This window comes from Streptomyces viridochromogenes, assembly GCF_001270495.1.
GTDB lineage: Bacteria > Actinomycetota > Actinomycetes > Streptomycetales > Streptomycetaceae > Streptomyces > Streptomyces viridochromogenes_A.
Map to the genome: position 1 here is coordinate 1 of NZ_LGUR01000216.1, position 23,872 is coordinate 23,872.

21 protein-coding genes and 6 pseudogenes are annotated in these 23,872 nt (G+C 70.4%); 9 read left to right on the top strand and 18 right to left on the bottom strand.

Annotated features, from left to right (window positions below; all coding sequences use genetic code 11):
• The coding region (locus ADK36_RS28795) for a response regulator transcription factor (protein ID WP_048585336.1) at positions 1-338 on the top strand (338 nt) is incomplete at its 5' end.
• Positions 339-426: 88 nt separating this feature from the next.
• Here ADK36_RS28795 and ADK36_RS28800 read toward each other — a convergent pair.
• The 5 genes from ADK36_RS28800 to ADK36_RS28820 all read right to left on the bottom strand — a co-directional run bounded on the left by ADK36_RS28800 (position 427) and on the right by ADK36_RS28820 (position 4,314).
• Positions 427-1,140, bottom strand: coding sequence for a luciferase family protein (locus ADK36_RS28800; RefSeq protein WP_053084749.1), 714 nt, complete (start codon positions 1,138-1,140; stop codon positions 427-429).
• Entirely contained in the window at positions 1,137-1,997 is an 861-nt protein-coding gene (locus tag ADK36_RS28805) for a fumarylacetoacetate hydrolase family protein (protein WP_048585337.1), read from the bottom strand. The genes ADK36_RS28800 and ADK36_RS28805 overlap by 4 nt, the downstream gene beginning before the upstream one ends.
• A gap of 93 nt (positions 1,998-2,090) precedes the next feature.
• Positions 2,091-3,020 (bottom strand): alpha/beta hydrolase, encoded by a 930-nt coding sequence (locus ADK36_RS28810; RefSeq protein ID WP_048585338.1) that lies wholly within the window; start codon positions 3,018-3,020, stop codon positions 2,091-2,093.
• Positions 3,020-3,559 carry a YbhB/YbcL family Raf kinase inhibitor-like protein gene (locus ADK36_RS28815; protein ID WP_048585339.1) on the bottom strand — a complete coding sequence of 180 codons (540 nt, stop codon included), beginning with the start codon at positions 3,557-3,559 and terminating at the stop codon, positions 3,020-3,022. The genes ADK36_RS28810 and ADK36_RS28815 overlap by 1 nt, the downstream gene beginning before the upstream one ends.
• Positions 3,560-3,651: 92 nt before the next feature.
• Positions 3,652-4,314: a YbhB/YbcL family Raf kinase inhibitor-like protein gene (locus tag ADK36_RS28820; RefSeq protein WP_234329911.1), complete on the bottom strand. Its 663-nt coding sequence runs from the start codon at positions 4,312-4,314 to the stop codon at positions 3,652-3,654.
• A gap of 142 nt (positions 4,315-4,456) precedes the next feature.
• Between ADK36_RS28820 and ADK36_RS28825 the strand changes: the two genes are divergently transcribed.
• Positions 4,457-5,149 carry a GntR family transcriptional regulator gene (locus ADK36_RS28825; RefSeq protein WP_048585340.1) on the top strand — a complete coding sequence of 231 codons (693 nt, stop codon included), beginning with the start codon at positions 4,457-4,459 and terminating at the stop codon, positions 5,147-5,149.
• Positions 5,150-5,164: 15 nt separating this feature from the next.
• Here the strand turns inward: ADK36_RS28825 and ADK36_RS28830 are convergent.
• Positions 5,165-5,491 (bottom strand): annotated as a pseudogene (locus ADK36_RS28830) (transposase); the annotation flags it as partial.
• Here ADK36_RS28830 and ADK36_RS28835 point away from each other — a divergent pair.
• Together ADK36_RS28835 and ADK36_RS28840 are read left to right on the top strand one after the other, a co-directional pair.
• Positions 5,430-5,972 carry an XdhC family protein gene (locus tag ADK36_RS28835; protein ID WP_425315347.1) on the top strand — a complete coding sequence of 181 codons (543 nt, stop codon included), beginning with the start codon at positions 5,430-5,432 and terminating at the stop codon, positions 5,970-5,972. The pseudogene ADK36_RS28830 and the gene ADK36_RS28835 sit on opposite strands and share 62 nt — an antisense overlap.
• Positions 5,968-6,297: pseudogene (locus ADK36_RS28840) on the top strand (molybdenum cofactor biosynthesis protein MoaE); the annotation flags it as partial. The gene ADK36_RS28835 and the pseudogene ADK36_RS28840, both read left to right, overlap by 5 nt.
• A gap of 86 nt (positions 6,298-6,383) precedes the next feature.
• Here ADK36_RS28840 and ADK36_RS28845 read toward each other — a convergent pair.
• Together ADK36_RS28845 and ADK36_RS28850 are read right to left on the bottom strand one after the other, a co-directional pair.
• Positions 6,384-7,271 (bottom strand): helix-turn-helix domain-containing protein, encoded by an 888-nt coding sequence (locus ADK36_RS28845; RefSeq protein WP_048585341.1) that lies wholly within the window; start codon positions 7,269-7,271, stop codon positions 6,384-6,386.
• Positions 7,272-7,467: 196 nt separating this feature from the next.
• On the bottom strand, positions 7,468-9,060 hold the full coding sequence (locus ADK36_RS28850) for a phytoene desaturase family protein (protein WP_048585342.1): 1,593 nt from the start codon (positions 9,058-9,060) through the stop codon (positions 7,468-7,470).
• Between the two features lie 86 nt (positions 9,061-9,146).
• Here ADK36_RS28850 and ADK36_RS28855 point away from each other — a divergent pair, with 86 nt between their 5' ends.
• Together ADK36_RS28855 and ADK36_RS46830 are read left to right on the top strand one after the other, a co-directional pair.
• Positions 9,147-9,668: a winged helix-turn-helix transcriptional regulator gene (locus ADK36_RS28855; RefSeq protein ID WP_048585343.1), complete on the top strand. Its 522-nt coding sequence runs from the start codon at positions 9,147-9,149 to the stop codon at positions 9,666-9,668.
• Between the two features lie 29 nt (positions 9,669-9,697).
• Positions 9,698-9,781, top strand: a pseudogene (locus tag ADK36_RS46830) (PIN domain nuclease); the annotation flags it as partial.
• A gap of 471 nt (positions 9,782-10,252) precedes the next feature.
• Here ADK36_RS46830 and ADK36_RS28860 read toward each other — a convergent pair.
• The 7 genes and pseudogenes from ADK36_RS28860 to ADK36_RS28890 form a co-directional block, all read right to left on the bottom strand.
• Positions 10,253-11,887 (bottom strand): serine hydrolase, encoded by a 1,635-nt coding sequence (locus tag ADK36_RS28860; protein WP_425315483.1) that lies wholly within the window; start codon positions 11,885-11,887, stop codon positions 10,253-10,255.
• A 623-nt stretch (positions 11,888-12,510) separates the two neighbouring features.
• Positions 12,511-12,947: pseudogene (locus ADK36_RS28865) on the bottom strand (PIN domain-containing protein).
• Positions 12,944-13,129: pseudogene (locus tag ADK36_RS49075) on the bottom strand (hypothetical protein); the annotation flags it as partial. The pseudogenes ADK36_RS28865 and ADK36_RS49075, both read right to left, overlap by 4 nt.
• A gap of 132 nt (positions 13,130-13,261) precedes the next feature.
• Positions 13,262-14,029: an SDR family NAD(P)-dependent oxidoreductase gene (locus tag ADK36_RS28875; protein WP_048585345.1), complete on the bottom strand. Its 768-nt coding sequence runs from the start codon at positions 14,027-14,029 to the stop codon at positions 13,262-13,264.
• 54 nt (positions 14,030-14,083) lie between these two features.
• Positions 14,084-15,109, bottom strand: a complete 1,026-nt coding sequence (locus ADK36_RS28880; RefSeq protein WP_048585346.1) for a transketolase family protein — start codon at positions 15,107-15,109, stop codon at positions 14,084-14,086.
• Positions 15,106-16,017, bottom strand: a complete 912-nt coding sequence (locus ADK36_RS28885; protein WP_234329912.1) for a transketolase — start codon at positions 16,015-16,017, stop codon at positions 15,106-15,108. Before ADK36_RS28885 ends, ADK36_RS28880 begins: the two co-directional genes overlap by 4 nt.
• Positions 16,018-16,039: 22 nt before the next feature.
• Positions 16,040-17,392, bottom strand: coding sequence for an MFS transporter (locus ADK36_RS28890; protein ID WP_048585347.1), 1,353 nt, complete (start codon positions 17,390-17,392; stop codon positions 16,040-16,042).
• Positions 17,393-17,572: 180 nt separating this feature from the next.
• On the opposite strand from ADK36_RS28890, the gene ADK36_RS28895 reads away from it, so the two are divergent.
• Positions 17,573-18,274 (top strand): GntR family transcriptional regulator, encoded by a 702-nt coding sequence (locus ADK36_RS28895; protein ID WP_234329913.1) that lies wholly within the window; start codon positions 17,573-17,575, stop codon positions 18,272-18,274.
• 822 nt (positions 18,275-19,096) lie between these two features.
• On the opposite strand, the gene ADK36_RS28900 is transcribed toward ADK36_RS28895, so the two are convergent.
• Positions 19,097-20,146: a sensor histidine kinase gene (locus tag ADK36_RS28900; RefSeq protein WP_048585348.1), complete on the bottom strand. Its 1,050-nt coding sequence runs from the start codon at positions 20,144-20,146 to the stop codon at positions 19,097-19,099.
• Between the two features lie 19 nt (positions 20,147-20,165).
• Positions 20,166-20,807, bottom strand: a pseudogene (locus ADK36_RS28905) (response regulator); the annotation flags it as partial.
• Between the two features lie 339 nt (positions 20,808-21,146).
• On the opposite strand from ADK36_RS28905, the gene ADK36_RS28910 reads away from it, so the two are divergent.
• Positions 21,147-21,674 carry a hypothetical protein gene (locus tag ADK36_RS28910; RefSeq protein WP_048585349.1) on the top strand — a complete coding sequence of 176 codons (528 nt, stop codon included), beginning with the start codon at positions 21,147-21,149 and terminating at the stop codon, positions 21,672-21,674.
• 141 nt (positions 21,675-21,815) lie between these two features.
• Positions 21,816-23,090, top strand: coding sequence for a DUF418 domain-containing protein (locus tag ADK36_RS28915; RefSeq protein ID WP_199830271.1), 1,275 nt, complete (start codon positions 21,816-21,818; stop codon positions 23,088-23,090).
• Positions 23,091-23,294: 204 nt separating this feature from the next.
• Here ADK36_RS28915 and ADK36_RS50540 read toward each other — a convergent pair whose 3' ends face one another.
• A complete protein-coding gene (locus ADK36_RS50540; protein ID WP_234329914.1) occupies positions 23,295-23,450 on the bottom strand; it encodes an RNA polymerase sigma factor in 156 nt (51 codons plus the stop codon).
• Between the last annotated feature and the right edge of the window lie 422 nt (positions 23,451-23,872).

Sequence of the window (23,872 nt, forward strand, 5' to 3'; positions counted from 1 at the left end):
TGCTCAAGGACGCCCCGCCCAGCCTGCTGATCGAGGCGGTACGGGCCGCCGCCCGCGGCGACGCGCTGGTCTCCCCCGCCGTCACCGTCCGGCTGCTGAAGGAACTCTCCTCCACGCGGCCCGAGCCGGATGCCGCCTGCCCGCTGACCGAACGTGAGCTGGACGTGGCCCGGCTGGTCGCGGTGGGCCGCACCAACCAGGAGATCTGCGACCAGCTGGTGCTGTCCCTGTCCACCGTCAAGACGCACCTGGCCAACATCCAGCAGAAGATCGACGCCCGCAACCGGGTCGAGATCGCCGCCTGGGCCTGGGAGTCCGGCATGGTCCGGGAGCGATAGGGGCGGTTCCACAGCCGCTGTGCCGGAACTGTTCACGGTGGCGCCGACCGCCTTGTTGACCCGGTAGGCGACGAAGACGCGTGGATCGCTAGTCCGCGGTGATTTCACTCGCGCCGGTGGCATAGCCGACGGCCGCGTCGAGGAGCTGTCCGACGACGTCGGCCTCCTCCGGGCTGCGCGGCGCGTAGACCATGAGATACGTCAGGGGCTCGCCGTACATCCCGGCCAGTGGGTGCCGCTCGGCCCACCCGGCCTCCAGCGCGGTGACGGCGTCCGACGGGCTGAGGATCATGTGCATCGAGCCGTCTCCCGGATGGATGTGGGCCACCTCTCCCTTGGACAGTCGTGTGGCAGCCGGTGCCTTGTCCAGATCCAGCAGGGTGATCGCGTCGTTGTGCCGTTCGAAGGCGCTGAGGCGGTAGCCGAGGACTCCGGGGGATCCGGCGGCGCGTGCGTCGAAGCGGTCGAGTACGGCGACCCGGGCGCGCAGCGAGCCGGGCTGGTCGAGCTGGCGGTGGGGCACGGGGTAGCGGCCGATGCGGGGCCGTTCCCCGTCGCGGTGGGGGAGCTGCGTCAGCCATCGCCCGTCTCCGGCCTCTCCGATGAAGGGGAGGTGGACAGCGGGGTCCTTCGTCTCGCGCATTCTGGTCCGCAGGTAGGTGACCTGCAGCCAGCCCTTGGCGCCGTGCGGGATGCCTCCTTGGCCCAGGGCGCGCCAGCGCTCGTAGTCCCGGACGGTGGCGACCGCGGCGGCGAACGTCGCCCCGGCGAGGCCCCATCGGACAAGGTCTGCTGTTGTCATGCTGCTTCCTTCGCGGGTGCGGCGACCATCCGCTGGCGGATCCGGCCGATGCCTTCGATGGTGGTGACGACCGTGTCCCCGGCCGCGAGGAACCGCGGCGGCGTACGGCACAGACCCACGCCGCCCGGTGTGCCGGTGAGAATGACGTCACCCGCGTTGAGGCGGACGACCGCGGACAGCCGCGCGATCAGCGTCGGGATCGGGAAGATCAGCTCCCGGGTGCTGGCCCGCTGCACGATCTCGTCGTTGACCGTGCAGGTGAGCGCAAGGCCGTTGGCGTCGTCGAACTCGTCCAGGGTGACCACCCAGGGGCCCAGCGGGGAGAACCCCGGGTAGGACTTGCCGAGGCCGAACTGGGGAGCGGGACCGGACATCTGCAGGATCCGTTCGGACAGATCCTGTGCGACGGTCAGTCCGGCGACATGGTCCCAGGCCTGGTCCTCGCCGATACGGAAGGCGGTCCTGCCGATGACGACCGCGAGTTCCGCCTCCCAGTCCACGTTCCCGTCGGGCAGCTCCACGCTGCTGTAGGGGCCGGTGATCGACGAGGGGAACTTGGTGAACACCGGCGGCAGCCCCTCGGGCGCGGCGACGCCCGCCTCGTCCACGTGCTCGTGGTAGTTGAGACCTACGGCGATCACCTGCCCGGGTGCCGGCACCGGCGAGCGCAGCCGCTCAGGTTCGAACGGCACGGCGTCCTCGAGCGGTGCGGTGGCCGCCCATCGCCGGAACTCGTCCCACTGTTCATAGATGTCCTGAGGCGACGGGCCGAAGCGGCCGGCACTGGCCTTCTCGACGTCGAGGGCCGTGCCGTCGACGGCCAGGACCAGCCGTCCGTCAAGGTTCGCGAGGCGCATGTACAACTCCTGTCTCACCCCTCGGTGGGCGGCCGGCTGCCGAGGGAACATGTGTGGGTGACCGGGCGTCCGTTCCGTGCTCGGGCGCCCTGCTCAGGCGGCGCCGAGTGTCCCGCTCAGAAAGCCGAGCGTGGTCTCGTGGGCCGCCGCCGCGTCGAAGGCCGGGTCGATGTGACCGGCACCGGGGAGGACGACCAGGTCCGCCTGCGCGCCCTGCTCCCGCAACGCGCGGTGCAGCCGGCGGCTCTGTGCGATGCCCACCCGCCGGTCGGCGTCCCCGTGTGCGATGAGGAACGGAGGGCTGTCCGGGCGGGCGTACCGGGACAATCGGGCGCGGTCGGTCTCAGCCGGGTGGTCGGAGGGTACGAAGCCGAGAAAGCGCGCGGCTGACGAGCCCGGGGCGTTCGCCACCTCGACGACGTCGTCGGGCGCGTCGTCGTCCAGGCGCAGATAGTCGTTGGGCGCGCAGTGGTCGATCACCGCCGCCAGCCTGCAGGGGGTGTCCGCGTGGGGCCCGAGTCGCCCCACGAGCCACGCGTCGTCGGCTCCCAGCGCGACGGCTCCGATGAGATAGCCGCCCGCGCTGGAACCGAATCCGACGACACGGTCCGCGTCCAGCGCGTATGTGCCGGCGTTCGCACGGACCCAGCGGACGGCGGCGGCCACGTCGTGCACGGGACCGGGGAAGCGGCACTCCCCGGAGAGGCGGTAGGAGACGGAGGCGACGGCGTAGCCCGCGTCCAGCAGGAACCGCCACGGGCCCATCGCCTTGCTCCCGGTGAAGAACCCGCCACCGTGGGCGTACACCACCACCGGGCGCGCGACGCTCCTGCCGTCGTCGGGCAGGTGCAGGTCGAGTACGAGGGGCCGGAAACCGGGTACCACCGCGTACGGCACGTCCAGGTAACTGCGCACTCCTGCGAACGGGACACCCGGCGCCGGGCGGAGCAGCTCCGGCCAGGGGCCCGGGTGCCCGCCCGGCTCCGCCGTGACCGCGGACGGGAGGCTGTCCTCGGGGTGCATCAGGCGGGTGTCTCGGCGGTGACGGTCAGGACCGCGCGGGCGAGGGTGTGGCCGGCCATGGTGAAACCGAGGTAGGCGGGGGTGCCGTCGGCCGGGACGCCGATGTGGTCCACGTCGAGGGCGTGTACCACGACGAAGTAGCGGTGCGGGCCGTGTCCGGGCGGAGGGGCGGCGCCGACGAAGCGGGCGAGGCGGGCGTCGCCCGGCAGTTGGTAGGCGCCCTCGGGCAGGGCCGAGCCGGTGTCGTCGCCGGCGCCCTCGGGCAGGTGGGTGACGGTGGCGGGGATGTCGGCCACGGCCCAGTGCCAGAATCCCGAGCCGGTCGGGGCGTCCGGGTCGTAGACGGTGACGGCGTAGCTCTTGGTGCCCTCGGGGGCGCCGCTCCAGGACAGCTGCGGGGAGATGTCCTTGCCGCCGGGGACACCGACGATGCCGGACATCTGTGCGGCGGGCCAGGTGCCGCCGTCGTCCACGGTGGTGCTGGTGACGGTGAAGCCCGGGACGTCGGGGAGCTTGGCGAAGGGGTCGTTGGCGCTCATGGCTTCGTTCCTTTCCTGGGTGGTGGGTCGGGTGTCTCCCGGGCCGCCGCCGATCGCTCGGCGCGGCAGCCCGGCGACACGGGTGGGCCGCGTCAGCGCCGGGCGGTGGCCGTGATGCGCCCGTAGCCGATGGTGTGGCTGCTCAGCGTGAAGGCGGCCACGGCCGGTGTGCCGGTAGCCGGCAGGCCCAGGCTCGGGGTGTCCAGGGCGTAGACGGTGATCCGGTAACGGTGGGCGATGTCCCCGGCCGGCGGGCACGGGCCCGCGTAGCCGGCCCGGCCGCCGTCGTTGGTGCCGGATGTCGCACCGGCCGGGAGGGTGCGGTCCAGGGTGGTGGTGTTCGCCGGGATGTCCCAGGCCATCCAGTGCCAGAAGCCGCTGCCGGTGGTCGCGTCCAGGTCCTGCATGGACACCGCGAAGCTGCGGGCGGTCTTCGGCGCACCCTTCCACCGCAGACGTATCGGCTGGTTGCCGCCGGTGCAGCCGAAGCCGTTCCCCCAGGAGACATCGGGGATGCGGCCGCCGTTGCGCACGTCCGGGCTGGAGAGCCCGAACCGGGTGGCGGTCACCGGAATTCCGCCGCGGATCTCGGTGTGGCCGTAGTTGTCGTGGTGCGAGCCGGGTGTGCTGCCGTAGCCGTCATGGAGCGAGGCGGGAGCGGGGCCGGTGCCGGCTCCGGCGGCTGCCGTCGTGCCGAGCACCGCCACGAGGGCGGCAGCGGTCAGTGTGGCGAACGTGCGAAGGGACTTTCTCACTGGGTTCTCCAGGGTGACCTGTGGGGGTGATCTGGGGGAACAGGGGCGACGCGGGCGTCCGCCGCAACGGGCGCAACCACTCTCGCCTCATCGACGATAACAGAGATAATCGATTATTGGCTCTCCTGTCTATACTGAGCGCATGGTGCAGACGTCCGACCACCCCACCGCCTCGGGGAAGCGCATGCTTTCCGAGCAGGTCTACGACCGCCTGCGGGAAGCGATCCTGCGGGGCGGGTTCGAGCCCGGCGAGGCGCTGAAGCCCCAGGAACTGGCCGGCCGGTACGGGGTGAGCCTGGCGGTGGTGCGCGAGGCGCTGGTGCGCGTGGTGGGCGAGGGCCTCGCCGAGCGGCTACCCAACCGGGGCTTCGCCGTCCCCGCCTTCTCCGACCACCGTTGGCAGGAGATCGCCGAGGCCCGCCGCACGATCGAACCCGTCGTACTGAGGCTGGCGATCGAGCGCGGGGACCTCGACTGGGAGGCGCGCGTGCGCGCGGCCCACCACCGCCTCGCACGCACCCCGCTGTACGCGCCGGAAGAGGGCGAATACCTCAGCAGCGCATGGTCCCAGGCCCACCGCGCCTTCCACCGCACCCTGCTGGAAGGATGCGGCAACCCCGTGCTGCTGGACACCTTCGACCGGATGTGGACCGCCAGCGAGCTGGGCCGCCGTTGGTCGGCCCATCGCACACCCGGTCGTGACGTCGCCGACGAACACCGTCAGCTGGAGGAGGCGACCCTGGCCCGCGACGCCGACACCGCCGTTGACGTACTGACCCGACACCTGACCCTGACCGCCACCGTCCTGACCGGGCCCAAGACCGACTCCCCCTAGGTTCTGTCTCTTTGGTCATCTGCGGGCCCAGATGAGGATGGCGGCGAGGTGGAGTGCGGCCTGGTAGGCGATGGCGAGTTTGTCGGTGCGCATCGCCAGGCCGCGCCACTGCTTCAGGCGGTTGATGCACCGCTCGACGGTGTTTCGCTGCTTGTAGGCATCGGCGTCGAAGCTCGGTGGCCGGCCGCCACGCGGGCCGCGTCGGAGCCTGTTGCGGGTCTGGTCCACAGGTTGCGGGAAGCTGACGCTCCTGGTCCACACCCACGCGCCGCGGCCCCGCATGCTGATCTTCGGCGCCGTCGACTTCGCCGCCGCCCTCAGCCGGGCCGGCCGCTTCCTCGGCTACCACGTCACCGTCTGCGACGCCCGCCCCGTGTTCGCCACCCCGGAGCGCTTCCCGCACGCCGACGGGGTCGTCGCCGACTGGCCCCACCGCTACCTGGAGGCCACGGAAGTCGACGCCCGTACCGCGGTCTGCGTCCTCACCCACGACGCCAAGTTCGACATCCCCCTGCTGCGCCTGGCCCTCGGTCTCCCCGTCGGCTACATCGGCGCGATGGGCTCCCGCCGCACCCACGAACACCGCCTGGACCGCCTGCGCGAGGCCGGCGTGCCCGATGAGCACCTCGCACGCCTGCACTCACCCATCGGACTCGACCTCGGCGGCCACACCCCCGAAGAGACCGCGATCTCCATCACCGCCGAGATCATCGCCCACCTCAACAACGGCACCGGTCTGCCCCTGTCCCGCGTTCCCGGCGCCATCCACGGTTCCACCCCGGTGGCCCGGACGTCGTCACCCGCCGCGCTCGTGGCCGCATGACAGCGCGCTCCGAGTCGCCGCGCGCTCGCTGACGAGCCACAAGAATCCGATACGCGCTGAGGAGAGGCCCCACGTGCTCATCGACACCCACGGCCGGGTGGCCACCGACCTCAGGGCGAATCACCCGGTGCGCGCCCTCGCCGCGGTGCACCGGGTCGGTGAACTCACCGTGGGAGACATGGCGGTTGTGGTCGCCGTCGCGTGTCCACACCGGGGAGATGCCTTCGCGGCATGCAGGCAACTGATCGACGACCTCAAGCGCGAGGCGCCCATCTGGAAACACCAGAAGTTCTCGGATGGGACAGAGGAATGGGTCGGCGCGTAGCGCCGTCGTTGGGGGGGGTGGTGGTCGGGCGACGGGTGGGCGGGTCGGCGCGTGATGCCGTCACAGGCCCGGGCGGGACCCACGTCTCAGCGCAGCGGCTCCGTCTCCCAACTGGCCAGCATCCGCAGGGCTTCCTCCGAGCGGGAGCCCGGCTCGGCGTGGTAAGTGACCATGCGCATGGGGGCGCCCCCGGGCAGCGCTATGGGTTCGTGGACGAGGTCGAACTCTCCCACCAGCGGGTGCCGCATCCGCACGGACTCGCCGACGCTCCCGCAGCTCACCTCGTGCCGTGCCCAGAACCGCCGGAACTCCTCACTCTTCTGCGACAACTCCTCGATCAGGGCAGACAGATAGAGATCCCCGGGGCTTCTTCCGGCGTTCATGCGCAGAACGCCGGCGATTCTCAGCGCCGTGCGGTCGGGGTCGGCAAACCGGTCGCGTGCCTCGGGCGAGAGGAATATCAGCCGGGCCAGGTTGCGCTCCTCGATCGGCAGTCGGCCCCAGTCCCCGAAGACGACGGAGGCGAGCCGGTTCCACCCCAGGATGTCCAGGCGCCGGCTGACGACGTAGGCGGGCACGCCGAGCGTGTCGAGCAGGTGCTGGACGCTGGGCCGCAGTCGCTGCGGCGGCGGCACGGCCTTGGTCGCACTCTGCCGGTCGGACTGGGCCAGCCGGATCAGATGCTCGCGCTCCTCCTCGTTCAGGCGCAGGGCACGCGCGACGGCGTCCAGCACCTCGGCCGACATGGTCTCGCCGTTCCCCTGCTCCAGGCGCGCGTAGTACGCGTACGACACCCCCGCCAGCTGTGCCAGCTCCTCGCGTCGCAACCCGGGAACCCGCCGCCGCCCGTGCGAGAGCAGGCCAACGTCCTCCGGTCTGATCCGGGCCCGGCGAGAACGCAGGAACTCCCTCAGCTCGGTACGCCGGTCGAGTCCGGACGTCGCTTGGTCACCGGGCGCCACATGTGAAGACATCTCTGTCCTCCAGTTTCCGACCTGCCTCGCTGATGTGGGGCAGCGTACGCGGCCCACTGCCGGAGCACTGCTGGTGCTTCGCGCACTCGGCGAGCACCAGGTCGTCGAGTCCGGCGACCACCTCGCTCTGCCGTCGACACCCTTCAGGGAAGCGGGTGTTCCGTTCGGCGTGTGCGCCGGCCGGAGCGTCCGAAGCTCACCCGGTCGCGAGGTCTTGGAGCACGTCGCGCTCCAGGGCCGCGGAGGCCGTGACGACGCCGCCCATGATGGCGCCGCTGACGCCGGCTGACGCCACATCCTGCCCGGTGAGGAGGAGACCGGAGACGTGGGTGTGGGCGCCGAGGCCGCGCAGTGCGAACCGCTGCGGGGTGTGGGCGAGAGACATGAAGTCGCCCCTCTCCCTGCCGAGGAAGTGGTTGAAGCTGAGCGGCGTCGCCAGCTCGGTGTGGTCGATGCGGCCCTCCAGTTGGGGGCAGAAGCGGAAGACCTGGCCCAGTAGTTCCTCGGTCAGCCTGTCCTTGAGGCGCTCGTAGTCGGCGCCCCGGCGCATCCACGCGCTCCCCGCGTACGGCTCGAACAACGACCAGGTGGTCAGCCCCGCGATGTCGATGGTGGTGCGTCCCGGGTACCGGCTCTCCCACGACGGGTCCTTCACGGACGGGAAGGTGAGGAAGTACGTCGGCATGGCGCGGTGCTCGGGGTCGGCCTCGAACGCGGATATGTCGCCGTCGATGTCGGGTCCGGCGTGGGCCCAGATGTTGGCCGGATCCAGGTCGAGCCGGTCGCCGGATTCCCGGATCCCGATGTTGAGCATGACGTACGTCTGTGACGGGCCGACGGCACGCAGGGAGTCGACGAGCCGGGCGGCGGGAGTCCGGTCCGGCAGCAGCCGGGTCAGGGTGTTGAGCGCACCGGCGTCGCTGATGACCAACGGCGCCTGGAAACTCCTTCCGTCGGCCATGAGGACGCCGCGGGCCGAGCCCTTGTCGTCCAGCATGACCCTCTCGACCTCCGCGGAGATCAGGACGGCGCCCCCGGCTCCGGTGATGACATCGGTCGCCGTCTCCGCCAGTCGTGCGGAGCCTCCGACGGGGAAGTTCGCGCCGTCGATGTAGTGACGGATCAGCATGGCGTGCATGCCGAACGAGGCGCGGCCGGGGGCGAGGGAGTAGTCGCCGTAGTGGCCGCTGAGCACCGCGCGCAGCTCCGCGTCGTCGGTGAGGTCGGTGAGCACCTCGGTGACCGTCCGGTCCGCGTACGAGCGGAAGGGGGCGGCCAGGTCGTCGTACAGGGTGTCTCCCACTGCGTGCGGGAGGCTGCGGTGGGCGAGGTAGGGGCGGGCCGCGCGGTTCGCGGCGTGGACCATGTCGACGTACTGGTCGATGGCCCCGGACTCGTGGGGGAAGTACTCCTTCATCCGGTCCTTGAACCGCTGCACACCGGACCGGTACTCGTACTCCCGGTCCCCGATGAAGATGCGGTTGTACACGTCCGGCATGGGAGCCCACTCCAGCTTGCCGCCGCTGATGTGGTCGAAGATCCGGCGCAGGCCGCTGGTGGGCCGGTGGACGTCGCCCATGTAGTGGAGCCCGGCGTCCCATTCGTATCCGGCGCGCCGGAACGTCTGGGTGGCGCCGCCCGCCGTCGAGTGCTTCTCCAGCACGAGGACCCGTTGTCCGGCCCGGGCCAGGAAGGCGGCTGTGGTCAGCCCGCCGATCCCCGATCCGATGACGATCGCGTCCCATGCCTGGCCGGCCGTACTGCGGTGGTAACTCTCACCGATGCTCACGCGGTGCCCCTTTCATCTGACTTCGGAAAACAGTAGTCAGATTACGGAGGCGGATAGACTCGGGCAACACACAGGGAGAGGAACACGTGAGCGACGCAGCCGAAGCAGCGCCTGGGGGCCACCTGGAGCGGTGGCAGCGGGACGCGTGGGACATCGAGCCCGACTCGATCAATCTCGCCCTGCGGTCCCTGAGCCCGCGGACCACGGGCGTGATCATCAGGGAGGCCTTCTACGGCACACGCCGCTTCGACGACTTCGAGCGCCATTGCGGCATCAGCCCGAGCGTGCTGTCCGCCCGCCTGAGGGACCTCGTCGCCGACGGCATCCTGGAGAAGACCCGCTATCGAGCTCCCGGTGCGCGCGGGCGCGACGAGTACCGACTCACCGACAAAGGCCGCGGCCTGCTGCCCATCCTGATCGCCCTGAACGACTGGGCCGAGCGCTGGATCGTCCCGCCCGGCGCCTCCACGCTCTCCTTGCTCCACCAGGACTGCGGCAGCGCGGTCCGGACGGTGGTGACCTGCGCCTCCGGCCACGAAATCACCGCGCCCGCCGAGGTCTCCGCGGCCCCGGGCCCCGGGGCGAGGCCCGCGTCCGCGTCCGATTGACCGGCGCACGGCGGTGGACAGCGGGGGCGCTGCACCGCGACCGGGACGTCGAGTGCACCGCCGCCGCCACCGGCCAGGCACTCCAGTGGTACGGCCCCGAAGTCGGCAAGTGAGCCAGGACCGAGCGCCCCTCCGTTCCGAGGAAGCGGGGCAGTCGATCCCCGGAGAGGGCCGCACTGCGTCGGAAGGCTGCACATTCGCGAAGCGTCCCCGAGCTGATCATCCGACACAGCCGAGCCAAGCGCAGAAGCTCGCCCGTACAGGCGCTCTGCCCGCGCTTCTTCGAAGTCGTGCCCACGGCGTGCCCGTAAGAGCGGACAACCACGGTCACCAGCGGTGCGATCAGGCCCGCGCAACGGCGTCCGCACAACGAATCCATGCAGGTCACAAGCCATGTGGCCACCGAAGCACCGTCGCTTCCCAAGCTGAGAGCGCGAGTTCGATTCTCGTCACCCGCTCCATTTTGAAACCCCAGGTCGGCGACCTGGGGTTTGTTTGTTGTCCAGATCATGCTGGAGCGGACGCAGGCGACGCTCGGCAACGCGACCTCCTGCGCCGTATCCGACCTGCCCTGCCCGCAGGCCCTAGTCGTTCCTCGTGAAGGTGCCGAGACCGGTCGTGTCGAGGTTCTCGACCCGGACCTTGTCGGCGCGTCCGCCGGGCCCGACGGTGAAGGTCACGCCGGACAGGCCGACGGCCATTTCGCCGGTGGTGCGGTAGCTGAAGGTGTCACCGTCGTAGTGGCGCAAGGTGAACCGTTGCTTCTTGGGCCCAAGTTGCATGGTGAGTTCGTCCCCCTGGGCGCTGACGGTCATCGGGCCGTAGTAATCATTGGCGTACGTTCCGGTGTAGGCGCTGTTCGCCTTGGCGGGTGCGGGCGAGGCCGGAGGCTTGCTGTAGTCGACCGGCGACTGTTCCCCGTGCAGGGACTGCTTGAAGATCGGCCCGAGGAACGTCAGCCAGTCGACGGTCGGCCCGCCCGTCTGCGCGGTGTCGAGGAACGTGGAGGCGATCGCCTCGGGCACGCCGATGGGCTCGCCGTTGGTCAGGACGACGATGCCGAGCTTCTCCGAGGGCAACAACGCGACGTTGGTGGCCGCCCCCAGCGCGAAGCCGCCGGAGTGGCCGAGCTTCAGCCTGCCCTGGTCGTCGTAGCTCACGTTCCAGCCGAGCCCGTAGAACCCGGACCTGCCCGCGGGCGCGTGCGGCGGCTCGGAGACCATGCGCGGCAGGTGGGTCTGCTCCAGCGCGTCGGCGTCGACGACTTGCCGCCCCTCGAAGGTGCCGTTGCCCAGTTGCAGGCGCAGCCACTTCGTCATGTCCTGGGCCGTGGAGCTGGCCCCGCCCGCCGGGCTCTGGGCGTCCGCGTCACGCACATGCTCGGCACGCCAGGTGTCCCCGGTCTTCACATGCAAGGCGGCCTTGTTGTCCGCCTTCTCGTAGTCGGCGTAGGAAGAGCTGGTGGAGTCCATGCCGAGTGGCTGGTACAGCTTCTCGGCGGACAGCTGCTCCCAGCTGGTCCCCGCTGCTCGCGCGGCAGCGACGCCGGCTTCGGTCAGACCGAAGTTGGTGTACGCGTAGTGGGCACGGAAGGGGGCCGCCGGTTCGTAGCGGAGGTGGTCCAGGATGTACGAGCGGTCGTAGCCGAGGTCCTCCAGGAGGTCTCCGGCGTGGTCGGGCAGTCCGCTGCGATGCGAGAACAGGTCGGCCAGCGTGACACGGCGGGTGACCCACGGATCCTTCAGGGCGAAGCCGGAGCTGTGGTCGACGACCGGGTCGTCCCAGCCGACGGTCTTCTCGCCCACGGCCGCGGCGACCACGGTGGACGCAAGGGGCTTGGAGACCGAGGCGAGCTGGAAGACGGTGTCCGCTCCGACCTCGCCCTTCGTGCCCGCCTTCCGCACGCCGAACCCCTTCACATACAGCACCTCGTCGTCGTGGACCACGCCCACGGCGACACCGGGCACGCCGGTGCGGCGCATGGCATCCCGTACGACGTCGTCCAGCTTGCCCACCGCGGTCTCAACCTCGGCCCGGGTGAGCTGTGGCGGTGGCTGGGCGGGTGGGACGGTGGGCAGCGGCGACGTCGTGACGGCAGCACGCCCGGCGACGGTGGTGTCGGCATCGGGCCCGGTACAGCCGACGGCCAGTGCCGCTGCCAGGCCCAGTGCCGCGGCGGAGCGAAGGGAGCGGGGGCCTGCACTGTCGAGTCGGGACATGTCTTCCATGGAAATCCCGCCGCCGGCACCTGTCGCGCCTTGGCGGGCCGTTCGGGGGGTCCGGCACTTCGGGGGGTCCGGCACAACGCCGTCACGCTCGCCTGTTCAGGCCCAAGGCCGAGTCCCTGTGCACGGTGCCTTGCCCATAGCGTGCCCAAGAGAGCGGACAACCACGGTCAACAGCGGTGGGATCCGACACCACTTTCATCCCAGAGGGAAGGCATCTGCGCAGGTCAGAGCCATAGAGCCCACCCAAGCTCCGTCGCTTCCCAAGCTGAGAGCGCGAGTTCGATTCTCGTCACCCGCTCTTCTTGAAGCCCCAGGTCAGCGGCCTGGGGCTTCTGCATTGGCGAGGCTGCTTGGGGAGTGTGCAGCCCGTCAAGCGCAGGAAGATTGGGCACGCGGAGAGCACGAACGTCGAACGGCAGCCGCACATACAACGCTTCCGGCGTCAGAACATAACGTTGACCTGCGGATTCATCGTTCGCGTCGCGATCTCCCCGCATCAGGAGACCTCAGCCTGTCGTTCCCTCGGCAAGTCCGAAGGGGTGTCGCGTACCCAGGGGAGGCGACGGCTGCCGAAGTCCCTTTCGGCAGTGGGGACTTCGAACCGGCAGCCCTCGTCACAGCGGCAGGTCGTCGGGCAGGACCCGGAACGCCTTGTGCCGGCCCAAGGGACATACGGCCCGGAAGTCCCGGCGGTCGAGGGCGAGGATGGCGTCGGTGTCATAGTCCGCGGCCAGCGCCACGTTCACCGCGTCCGCAAGGTCCAGGGCGCGGTAGCGGACGCGGATGGACTGGGCCGCGCCCAGGTGGTCTTCTGTGATCTCCGGCAGGACGACCCGGCCCCGGTCCATTCAGCGGTGAAGGTCGTCGAACGCGCTGGCGGCCGCCTCTCGCGCGAGCTGACGCGTGGCCACATGATCGAGTTCCGCCAGCAGGAGGGGGACATGACCAGCAGGCCGGCCGCCATGATCGTCTCGTTCGCCGCTCCGTGCTCCGGGTGCGTCGAGTCGAGAGCTGCCAGGAGACCGGACGTGTCCGCGATGACGATGATCACTCGGAAGTTCCGGAGTCCGTGTCGCGGCGGACCGCGTCGGCGACCGCGTCACGGACCTCGGCCTTGGACGGCGTACGACCCGCCCCCTCGAAGGTCCGCGAGAACAACGGCTCGTCACAGACGCGGTTCGCCATGGGCGCGAGATGGATCCCCTGGCGGATGATCTCGGCCTCGCCTGCCCCCCCCCCGGCGCTTGCCCCCCCCTGAATCCGCGCAGGTCAGCAGCGCTGCAATCACCCAGCGCCGGGCGGCCATCGCCCTCCGGAACCGGTTCGTGCAGTGAAGGGTTCCGCCGGCAGGGCGCCGAGATTTCCTCAGTGGATGTGGGATCCGCCGTTGACGTCGTAGGTCGCACCGGTGAGGTAGCCCGACTCGGGACGGGCCAGGAAGGCGATGACGTCGGCCACGTCCTCGACCCCGCCGATGCGGCGTACCGGAACCTCCGCGATCATGGCTGCCCTGCGCTCCTCGTCGAGTTTCCCCTGCGTGATGTCGGTGTCGATCAGGCCAGGGGCGACGGAGTTGACCGTGACCCCGGACGGGCCGACTTCGCGGGCGAGGGCCCGGGCGAAGCCCAGGAGGGCGGCCTTGGCCGCCGAGTAGGCCACTCCCCCGAAAACTCCGCCCCCGCGCTCGGCCGAGACGGACGACAGGAAGACGATGCGGCCGAAGCCGCGCTCGGCCATCCCGGGAGCCACGCGGTGGGTGACCAGGAAGCTCCCGCGGACGTTGACCTCGAAGATCCGGTCCCATTCCGTGGGCGTGACGTCGAGGAAGCGGGTCGGGGAGGTGATCCCCGCGTTGTTGACGAGAGCGCCGATCGGCGGGAGTGCCGCTTCGGTCTCCCCGATCGCGGCGTCGACCGCGTCGGCGTCGGTGACGTCCGCCGCGAGCGCGAGGGCTTGTACCCCGTGCCGGGCGGTGACCTCCCTGGCGGTGTCCTCGGCCGCCTCCTTGTCCAGGTCGAGGACGGCTATGTGATAGCCGTCGGCGGCCAGGGCGTGCGCGGTGGCGCGTCCGATGCCTCGCAGGGAGCCTGCGCCGGTGACGACGGCGGTGCGAGGGGTGTGGTCGGGGACCATGGAGTTCTCCTGAGGAGTGGGGGGTGGGGTGGGCCTGGGTGTCGGGCACGGGGCTCAGAGTTCTCGGCGGACGCGCTCCTTGATCGCCGCGACGGAGAGGCCGTAACGGTCGTGGAGGGTGGGCAGTGCGCCCGCGGCGAGGAAGGCGTCGGGCAGTCCGATCGGGATGATGCGTGCCGTCTGCCGCGCGAAGGCCAGGCAGGAAGCCACGGACTCGGCGAGACCTCCGACGACGCTGTGGTTCTCCAGGGTCACCACGAGGCGTCCCCCGGCGGTCTCCCGTAGCACCGTCTCGCGGTCGAACGGCTTGATCGTCGGCACGTGGAGCACGGCGACGTCCACGTGGTCGCCTTCGAGTTCCCTGGCCGCGGTCAGGGCTCGTACCGTCATCAGGCCGGTGGAGACGAACAGCACGTCATGTCCACCGCGCAGCAGCGCCGCCTTTCCGACCTCGAACCGGTAGTCGTACTCGTCCAGGACGGTGGGTACGGCTCCGCGCAGCAGCCGCATGTAGGTCGGGCCGGGGTGGGCGGCCAGTGCCGGGACGGCCTGTTCGATGTCGACGGAGTCCGCGGGGTCCACGATCGTCAGACCGGGCATGCCGCGCAGGATGGCCAGGTCCTCGGTCGCCTGGTGGCTGGGGCCGTAGCCGGTGGTCAGGCCGGGAAGGGCGCCGACGACGTTGACGTTCAGCTGCGGCTCGGCGATGTCGAGGCAGAGGAAGTCGTAGGCGCGGCGGGTGGCGAAGACGGAGTAGGTGGAGGCGAACGGGGTCAGGCCCACCTCGGCCAGGCCCGCTGCCGCGCCCAGCATCACCTGTTCCGCCATGCCCATCTGGAAGAAGCGGTCGGGGTGGGCCTCGCGGAAGACGTGCATGTCGGTGTACTTGGCCAGGTCCGCGGAGAGTCCGACCACGTCGGGGCGTTCGTCGGCGAGCCGGGCCAGCGCGTGTCCGAAGGGGGCCTTGGTGGTGCGCTGGCCCTCTTCGGCGATCGAGGCGATCATGGCGGAGGTGGTGAGCTTGCGCTGCGGGGCCCCGGTCGGCGTGGCCGCGGCCTGAGTCGACGCTGAGGTGTTCATCGAACGGGTCCCTCTCCCTGGCTGATTGCACGGTCCGAGCCGGATCCCTCTAGGTGACGCTGCGTCAATTCATCGCGGGCCAGTTGCCATTCGTGTTCCTCGACGCGCATGAAGTGCGCCTTCTCCCGCGTCTCCAGCATCGGTACGCCGCACCCGATCCGGGTGTCGCAGATGAGCACGGCCGGTGATCCGCGGTGCCCGCGCAGGCTGTCGAAGGCCGCGAGAAGCGCGTCGATGTCGTTGCCGTCCACGCGGATCGCGTGCCAGCCGAACGCCTCCCACTTGGCCGTCACCGGCTCGGTGCGCAGCACGCCCCGGGTCGGGCCGTCCGCCTGGAGGGCGTTGACGTCGACGACGGCGGTGACGTTGTCCAGGCCGTGGTGAGCGCAGGCGAGCGCCGCCTCCCAGGTGGAGCCCTCGTCCAGTTCACCGTCGGAGAGCAGGTTGTACACGTGCGCGTCGCTGCCCTGGTGGCGCAGGCCGAGTGCCATGCCGGTGGCCACGCCCAGGCCGTGTCCCAGGGAGCCTCCGGAGATCTCCATGCCGGGTGTGTAGGAAGCCATGCCCGACATGGGCAGGCGCGAGTCGTCGCTTCCGTAGGTGGCGAGTTCGTCGACGTCCAGCACACCGGCCTCGGCGAGCGCCGCGTACAGGGCGATGGCGTAGTGGCCGATCGACAGCAGGAACCGGTCGCGCTGCGGCCAGTCGGGTTCGCCGGGACGGTGGTTGAGGACGTCCTTGTAGACGACGGCCAGGATGTCGGCCACGCCCAGCGCCTGTCCGATGTAGCCCTGGCCCTGGGTCTCCCCCATGTCCAGTGCGTGCATACGGATGCGGTAGGCGGAGTCCTTCAGGGCGGCGGCGCGGCGGGTGAACGACATCCGTGCTTCGGGCGCCTGAGTGGACATCACGTTGATCCTCATCTCTTGATCAGTGGGCGGCGGGCAGGGCGGGTTCGGCGGAGGTGGTCGCGGCCAGGCCGGCTTCGCGGCGCTCCTTCACACCCCACGTCTCACGCGTCAGCAACGCCGCCACGAGGCCGAGCAGCCCGTAGAAACTGAAAAGAACCGCGGGCCCGGTCCACCCGGTGGCGGAATAGAGCGCGGTGGCGATCAGGGGAGTGAACCCGGAGACCACCGCGGAGAGTTGGTAGGCCAGGGAGGTTCCGGCGGTTCGGGTCTTGGTCGCGAACAACTCGCAGAACCAGGCCCCCTGGACACCGGCCAGCGAGTTCTGGCAGACGGCGTAACTGATCACGAAGGCGATCAGGATGAGGGCCGCGGCTTCGGTGTTGACGAGCAGGAAGAGCGGGATGCCCCATGCGGCGCTCACCGCACAGCCCAGCAGGTAGACCGGGCGGCGACCGACCTGGTCCGACAGACGGCCCCAGAGCGTCGTGGCGGCGATGCCGATGGCGGCGGCGGTCACCAGGGCGGTGAGGCTGGTGGTACCCGAGACGTCGGGGGCGTCGCCGTCGTCCAGGTAGGACAGGACGAAGGTGACCGAGACGGCGTACCCCGCGGTCTCCGTGATCCGCAGGCAGAAGGCTCGCAGCACGTTGCGCCAGTCCTCCCGGATCACCACCAGCAGCGGGTTCTTGACCACCTCCCCGGACTCCTTGAGCGCCTCGAACTGGGGCGACTCGTCGATCTTCAACCGGATGAAGATGCCGACGGCGATCAGGACCGCGCTGAGCAGGAACGGCACGCGCCAGGCCCAGTTGTCGTCCAGGGTGTGCCGGCTGAGCAGGAAGGCGAGGTTGGCGAGGAGCAGCCCCACCGGGAAGCCGGCCTGCGTGATGCCCGTGTACAGGCCACGCCGTCGCCACGGGGCATGCTCGAAGGTCATCAGGATGGCGCCGCCCCACTCGGCGCCGAAGGCGAGCCCCTGGATGACGCGGACGACCACCAGCAGGATGGGCGCCCAGATCCCGACCATCTGGTAGGTGGGCAGGCAGCCGATCAGCACGGTTGCGATGCCCATCAGCAGCAGGGATCCGACCAGTACGGGTTTGCGTCCGACGCGGTCTCCGAGATGACCGGCGACGATGCCGCCCAGCGGCCGTGCGGCGAAGCCGATCCCCAGGGTCGCGAAGGACAGCAGGGTGGCTGACAGCGGGTCGGAGTCCGGGAAGAACACGTCCCCGAAATAGAGGGCGGCGGCAGTTCCGAAGCCGATGAAGTCATACGTCTCGATGGTCGCGCCCACGCCGCACCCGACGGCGACTCTCAGGCGTTCGGGCGACCCGTGCGCCGCCTGCTGCGACGCCTTGGACTCAGCCATGCCGATCCTCCTTGATCGTGGGCGGGCCAGCCGTCCCGGGCTGCCCTGGCTGTCGACTGTTAACAGTCGAGAGTCGATGCTGAGCCCGCCGGTAAGACGTGTCAACCCCCACCGCGGGGATCGGTGCAGAATCTGCCGACTGTCAACAGATGACCGATGGTCGGGCTAAAATGACCGCTCGTGGAGTCAAAGAAGGGTTCGACCGTGGCCGGTCAGGCGCTGTCCAGTCTCACCCGCTCGAAGACGCTCCGGGAGCGCGCGCTCGTGGCCCTGCGGACGGCCATCACCACCGGCCAGTACCGCCCCGGCGACCACCTCGGAGAAGTCGAGATCGCCGAGCACCTGTCGGTGAGCCGCGGCACGGTACGGGAGGCCCTGCGCCACCTCCAGCAGGAGGGACTCGTCACCGCGGGAGCCCGCGGCATGCTGCGCGTGTCCCAGCTGACGCCGACCGAGGTGCGGGAACTCTTCCAGGTCCGGGAGGCGTTGGAGGGGCTCGCGGTGGCGCAGATCATCGCGTCACCGCGCAGGCAGGAAGCGGCCAGAGCCCTGCGTCAGGCCTTGGAAAAGCTCCACGACGCCTTCGAGTCGGACGCGGACCTGGCGGCGAAGGTCGAAGCCGATCTCGGCTTCCACCTCCTGCTGTGCGAGCTGTCCGGCAACTCCATGCTGGTCAGGACGTGGCGTCACCTGGAAGGTCCCATCCGGGTGACCGTGATAAGTGCCGGCAAGGAGCAAAGCCGCCTTCCCATGTCCGCCGCCCGGCACGAGCCGATCGTCGACGCCATCGAACGCGACGACGAAGCCGGCGCGCTGGAGGTGCTGCGGGGGCACATGGCTCTCGCCAGTTGCCAGTTGGCCAACCCCGACGATCAAACCTGAGCAGGAGGACGCCCGGGACAGGCCGGCTCACCAACATGCGCGGGGGTCCACGTGTGAGCCTCGGATCCGGCATGTGCAGTCGCGACGGACACTCCGGATCAGGCAGGGAGACGACGCGTTCCGCTCGGCGCAGGCATCGCGCGCGCGTGACCCGGCCGCTGGTGGCGCCCGTGCCCACAACGTGCCCGTAAGAGCGGACATCCACGGTCGACAGCGGTGCGATCCGACCCTCACGAGCAGTCCAAGGAGTGGAAATCCACGCAGGTCACGGCCGTAGAGCCGGCCCAGGCTCCGTCGCTTCCCCAGCTGAGAGCGCGAGTTCGATTCTCGTCACCCGCTCCACGATTAGGGCCCAGGTCAGAGACCCGGGCCTTTTTGCTGTCCGTGGTGATCAGCGGTCGCGTGCCAGATTCGTGCCCCCGCTCCGAGGACTGGCCGGCGCGGGCCATGAGGCTCTGATCTTGGCGCCGGTGTCGGCGGCGAGGTGTTGCCGGTGTGCCGGGCGGGCATAGTGACAGGCCCCCTAAGGGCTGCGGCCGTAGTACTGGCGGACGAGAAGCTGGACCGTGCGGCGCGCGCGACGCGGATCAACGAGCCTCGCCTCGCAGGATGAAAACCGGCCGACTGACCGAGCATGCCGGTGGCGAGGAGGGGTTTGCGGCCGATCCGGTCGGCGAGGTGGCCGGTGGGGCCTGTCCGCTGCCTCCACGAGATCGGGTAGAGGCCCTGTGGAAGGAAACCAGCGTCAGCACCTTGGCCGAGAGATACGGGGCCAGGTCGCGTTCCGCGAAGTAGCGCCGATCCGCGTCTGGCGGGTTGTGCTCAGGCGGGCCGGGTGGGGGCCCGTAGTTCGATCTTGTATCCGCCCTGTGGGGAAGGCTCGGCGGTGAGGGTGCCGTTGAGCAGTTCGGCGCGTTCTCTCAGGCTGATCAGACCGTGCCGGGCGCTGGGCAGGGCGACGGACGGGCGGGTGGCGGCGGTGTTGGTGACGGTGACGCCGAAGTGCTGCGCGTCGTGCCACAGGCGCACCTCCACGCGGGCGCCCGGGGCGTGCTTGCGGACGTTCGTGAGGGCTTCTTGGACCGTGCGGTAGACGGTGCGTTGGGCGGTTGTGCTGATGCTGGGCGGGAGGTCCCCGTTCAGGGTGGTCTCGATGCCGCTGTTGGCGATCAGCTGCTGGAGGTCGGCGAGGGTGGGCTGGGGGGTGAGTTCGGTTTCCTTGCCGCTGGAGGCGCGCAGCAGGGTGACCATGTGGCGGAGTTCGTCGAGGGTGTTCACGCTCAGGGTGCGGATGGTGCGGGCGGCGTCGCGGGCGTCGGGGTCCTTGGCGGCGACCTGCAGGGCTCCGGCCTGTACGGCGATGAGGCTGACCTGGTGGGAGACGACGTCGTGCATCTCGCGGGCCAGTTGGGCGCGTTCGCGGGCCAGGACGGTCTGGGCGTACAGGGCGCGTTCGTGTTCGCGGGCCACTTCGACCTCGACGAGCTGGCGGGCCACGTCGTGTCTGGCCTGCACGAGCTGGCCGAACAGGATCGGGGCGAAGGCCGTGGCCAGCGTGTAGACGAACTGGATGAGCGTCCAGGTCCGGTCACCGGGAAACGTGTCGCCGGAAAACGTGTCGGACAGGGGCCAGGCGAGGGTGCCCACCGCCGCGTTCAGCAGGGCGCAGCCGGCCAGCAGCGGGCGGTTGCGGGTGCGCGTGGCCAGCGTGTACAGGGCGGCGATCGGCGCGACCGCCACGTCCATGAACAGGGTCATGGGCAGGGTCAACAGGAAGACGGTCAGTGGAAAGCGCCTGCGCAGGAGCAGTCCGGCGCAGCCGAGGGCGGCGCAGGCCCATATGAACGGTGTCGCCTCGCCGTAGAGGTTGATCCAGGCGTCGAGGGTTGGCGCCGTCGTCGCCGAGCAGTCCGGCCCGCTCCGCGAGGAGCGCCGCCTGGACGCGGCTGGAGACCCGGAGCTTGGTCAGGATCGAGCTGACGTGGTCCTTGACCGTGCCCGCGCTCAGATGGATGCGGGTGCCGATGTCGGCGTTGGACAGTCCTTCCGCGATCAGGACCAGCACGTCACGTTCGCGGTCGGTGAGCAGGTCCACGCGCGCCACGTCCTCCGCGACCCGGGGCGCGTCCGCCCCAGGATGGCCGCGCAGCAGAGCCCGCGAGGCTTTCGGGGACATCACCACCCCGCCCGCGGCCAGGGTGCGTACGAGGTGGGCGAGTTGTTCGGGCTCGGTGTCCTTGAGCAGGAAGCCCGCGGCTCCCGAGCGCAGCGCGGTCAGGATGTACTCGTCGGTGTCGAAGGTGGTCAGCATGGCCACCGTCGGCGGCTCGGGCAGCGTCTGGATCTCCCTCAGGACGGTCAGGCCGTCCACGTCCGGCATGCGGATGTCGAGGAGCACGACGTCCGGATGCTCGCGCCGGATCGCGTCGGCGGCCTGCGCTCCTTCCGCGGTCGCCACGACCTGGATGCCGTCGGACGCGTTCAGGATCAGCTCGAACCCGGACCGCACCAGCGCCTCGTCGTCCACCACCACTACCCGGATCACCGGCGTTCCGCCTCACACTCGTCTGCTCTGTCCAGCTTCTCGGCGACCCGTACACCCCCGCAGCGGGGCGTCCACGTTCCCGCACGGTGATCGCCTGCTGTCGACAGTAAGTCCGGCACGGCGCGCGACGGTGCGGCCGCTGTGGACTCCCGCCACCCGGCAGGCCGGTTCCAGCCGGTCGGGGGGAGCGCTCCGGCCCGTCGGCGGGCGGGTGGGCGAGGCTCGGCGGATGGTGTCCGTGGTTGTCGTCCGGTGGGATCGGTCCGTGGGCCCGCCCGAGTCTGCGGGCCGCAGTCGATTTCCGTACCGTCAGAGGATCACCCAGCCATGCCCCGCCTGTACCTGCGTCAGCCTGTCCGTGCTCTGCACCGCTGCGCGGCGCAGCCCCATGTGCTGTTCGGGGGCGTGTACGGGGCGGTGCTGGCCAGCTCCATGGTGGCCGCCCTGACGGAGCAGGGTGAGACGGCGCCCGCCGACCGGTTCAGCAGCGCCCAGTGGCTCCTGATCACGGCCGCCGCATCGGCCTTGGCGCACGGTTACGCACATCTGATCGCCCTGCGCGGCGACCGGACCCATCACGGTGTGCGCGCCGCGGTACGGCTGTTGCTGTCCGAGTGGCCGTTGGTGATGGCGACATCGCCGACAGTGGTCCTGCTGCTGGGCTCGGGCTGGGGGTGGTGGCCCTCGGCGGGCATCGAGTACGTGGCCTTCGCCGTGAACGTGGTGCTGCTGTTCGCCTGGGGCCTGGTCGCGGCCCGCGCCGCCGGTCGCACGTGGGGCTCCGCTTTGAAGATCGGCACGGTGGACGCGTTGCTCGGGCTTGCGGTCGTGGTGGCCAACGCCGTCATCAAATAGGGCAGTTGGCTGTCCGGGCCCGCCGGCCGGCCGACGCGGCGCTGTTCCGCCGGTCGGCGGGGTGGTCCCGGCCGGTCGGCGGGGGCGTCACCGAAGCCTGCCGGATGGTCCGCCTCCTGACGGCACCGAAGGATTCCGCGTATGACGCAGATACCGCCGCCGCAGGAGACATCGGCCCCGCAGGAGAACTCGCCTCCACGGCCCCGAACCTCGTCCGAGTCCGCCGTGCGGGCCTCGCCCGGCCCCTCGATGGGACGCCTGGTGGGGTTGGATCTGGCCCGCGCGCTGGCGGTGTTCGGCATGTACATCGTGCACATCGCGCCGATGCCGTCGGCCGGGGACAACGTCGGCAGCTGGGTGTACTTCCTGGCCGAGGGGCGCTCGTCGGCCCTGTTCGCCACCCTCGCCGGGTTCTCGCTGATGCTGATCGCCGGCCGCCGTGAGCCGAAGACCGGCCTGGCGGGCCGGCAGGCGAAGGCCAGGATCGCGATCCGCGCCGTGATCCTGCTGGCGCTGGGCACCGTGCTGGCGATGGAGTACGGGGACATCATCATCCTCGCCTACTACGGCGTCTACTTCCTCCTCGCGCTGCTCCTGGTGCGACTGAGCGCCAAGACGCTGGCGATCATCGCGGCGGGGATCGCGCTCGTCATGCCGCAGCTGGCGTTCGTTTTGAAGATGTGGCTGAGCGACTCCGTCCAGCAGAGCATCAACGCCTACGACCCGCTCGAGAAGCTCAGCACCGTGGGAGTACTCGATCTGCTGCTCACGGGCCTCTACCCGACGATCACGTGGCTGGCGTTCGTGATCGCCGGCATGGCGCTGGCCCGCCTCGACCTGACCGCCGCCTCCGTCCAGCGGCGCCTGGCCGCGCTCGGTGCCGGCCTCACCGTAGGCGCCTACGGGCTGGCCATGCTGCTGGGGGGCACGAGCGCGGTGTTGAGCTTCAGGGGAGGCGGAGGGCCGTCCAGCGGCTCCGGAGCGGGGTCCATGGGCAGCGGCCCCGGGGCAGGGTCCATGGGCAGCGGGTCCGGCGGGCCCGTGCAGTCGGCCTCGGACCTGCTGGGCGCCGTGTCGCACACCGGCACCACCTTCGACACCATCGGCTGCCTGGGTGTCGCGATCCTCGTGATCGTGGGCGCGACGGTGGCGATCGACCGCCTGCCGCGACTGCGCCGCCTGGCGAAACCGGTCATCGCCGTGGGCACGATGTCCCTGACGGCCTACGTCGGCCACTTCCTCGCACAGTCCGCGTGGCCCGCTTCCGGCGCCGGCACCACGAAGTCCTGGGTACCCGTGATCACGTACGTCCTGGGGGCGATCGTGTTCGCCGCGATCTGGTCCCGCTTCTTCCGCCGCGGGCCCCTGGAGTACCTGCTCAACGCCGCCACCAAGCCCGCCAAGTACATTCGGTGAGGTCCGGTCGGGGTGGCTCGGCTTCATGCCCCATCCCGGCCTGGACACGGCGGCCGCCGGTGTGGCTGAGAGCTCCAAGTTCAAAAGGCGCCCGGCATCGGACGCGGTGAGCTCCACAAGTGAACGACCCAGGCGAACGTGACCCGGCCATCGGGATACCCGCCAACTCCCGTCCGTGTGCGGCCGGGGGCTGCCCTGTGGGTGTCAGGCCGCGGCCTCCGAGGGCGTCGGTTCCTGACGGAGGATCTCCAGTGCTCGGTGGAGGGTGCTCTTCGCGGTGCCCTGAGCGATGCCGAGGGCCCGAGCGGCCTCCTTGGTGCTGAAGCCCTCCCAGCCTTCCGCTTTTGTGCGCGCCGCCACTCCGTCCTCAGGTTGATGCCCGGCAAGGTCGCCTGGATGCCCAGCAGGGCGTCGCGGCGCAAGCGTGCGCACTCCCCGAAATCCTCGTGTGCTGCGAGCCGTTGGCCGGTGTGCCTGGTGCCCGGGGCGCCGAGTGGTGCGGGGATCGTGCGCGCGTGCTGAGCCATGGCGCTCTATGGCCTGGAGGAGGTCTGCGAAGGTGGTGCAGGTCGCCGGTTCACCGATGACCGTCATGATCCACGCGACGGCTGCGCGGGTCGCCTCCGCCATGATCAGCGCCGTGGGAGCACGCGGCGGGAAAGGCGTGCCGGGGCGCGGAGTGGGCTGCCGGCCGATGCCCATGGGCATCAGGTTGAGCGGGGTGGGCCGTCCGGACTGCTCAGCGGGGCCTGCTCGCCCTTGGCCATGAGCACGGGCATGGG

Excerpts from the sequence above, each read along its gene's own strand:
- ADK36_RS28800 (WP_053084749.1), bottom strand. The coding sequence starts at position 1,140 with ATGACAACAGCAGACCTTGTCCGATGGGGCCTCGCCGGGGCGACGTTC.
- ADK36_RS28805 (WP_048585337.1), bottom strand. The coding sequence starts at position 1,997 with ATGCGCCTCGCGAACCTTGACGGACGGCTGGTCCTGGCCGTCGACGGC.
- ADK36_RS28810 (WP_048585338.1), bottom strand. The coding sequence starts at position 3,020 with ATGCACCCCGAGGACAGCCTCCCGTCCGCGGTCACGGCGGAGCCGGGC.
- ADK36_RS28815 (WP_048585339.1), bottom strand. The coding sequence starts at position 3,559 with ATGAGCGCCAACGACCCCTTCGCCAAGCTCCCCGACGTCCCGGGCTTC.
- ADK36_RS28825 (WP_048585340.1), top strand. The coding sequence starts at position 4,457 with ATGGTGCAGACGTCCGACCACCCCACCGCCTCGGGGAAGCGCATGCTT.
- ADK36_RS28835 (WP_425315347.1), top strand. The coding sequence starts at position 5,430 with ATGCTGATCTTCGGCGCCGTCGACTTCGCCGCCGCCCTCAGCCGGGCC.
- ADK36_RS28845 (WP_048585341.1), bottom strand. The coding sequence starts at position 7,271 with ATGTCTTCACATGTGGCGCCCGGTGACCAAGCGACGTCCGGACTCGAC.
- ADK36_RS28860 (WP_425315483.1), bottom strand. The coding sequence starts at position 11,887 with ATGTCCCGACTCGACAGTGCAGGCCCCCGCTCCCTTCGCTCCGCCGCG.
- ADK36_RS28875 (WP_048585345.1), bottom strand. The coding sequence starts at position 14,029 with ATGGTCCCCGACCACACCCCTCGCACCGCCGTCGTCACCGGCGCAGGC.
- ADK36_RS28880 (WP_048585346.1), bottom strand. The coding sequence starts at position 15,109 with ATGAACACCTCAGCGTCGACTCAGGCCGCGGCCACGCCGACCGGGGCC.
- ADK36_RS28885 (WP_234329912.1), bottom strand. The coding sequence starts at position 16,017 with ATGTCCACTCAGGCGCCCGAAGCACGGATGTCGTTCACCCGCCGCGCC.
- ADK36_RS28890 (WP_048585347.1), bottom strand. The coding sequence starts at position 17,392 with ATGGCTGAGTCCAAGGCGTCGCAGCAGGCGGCGCACGGGTCGCCCGAA.
- ADK36_RS28910 (WP_048585349.1), top strand. The coding sequence starts at position 21,147 with ATGCCCCGCCTGTACCTGCGTCAGCCTGTCCGTGCTCTGCACCGCTGC.
- ADK36_RS28915 (WP_199830271.1), top strand. The coding sequence starts at position 21,816 with ATGACGCAGATACCGCCGCCGCAGGAGACATCGGCCCCGCAGGAGAAC.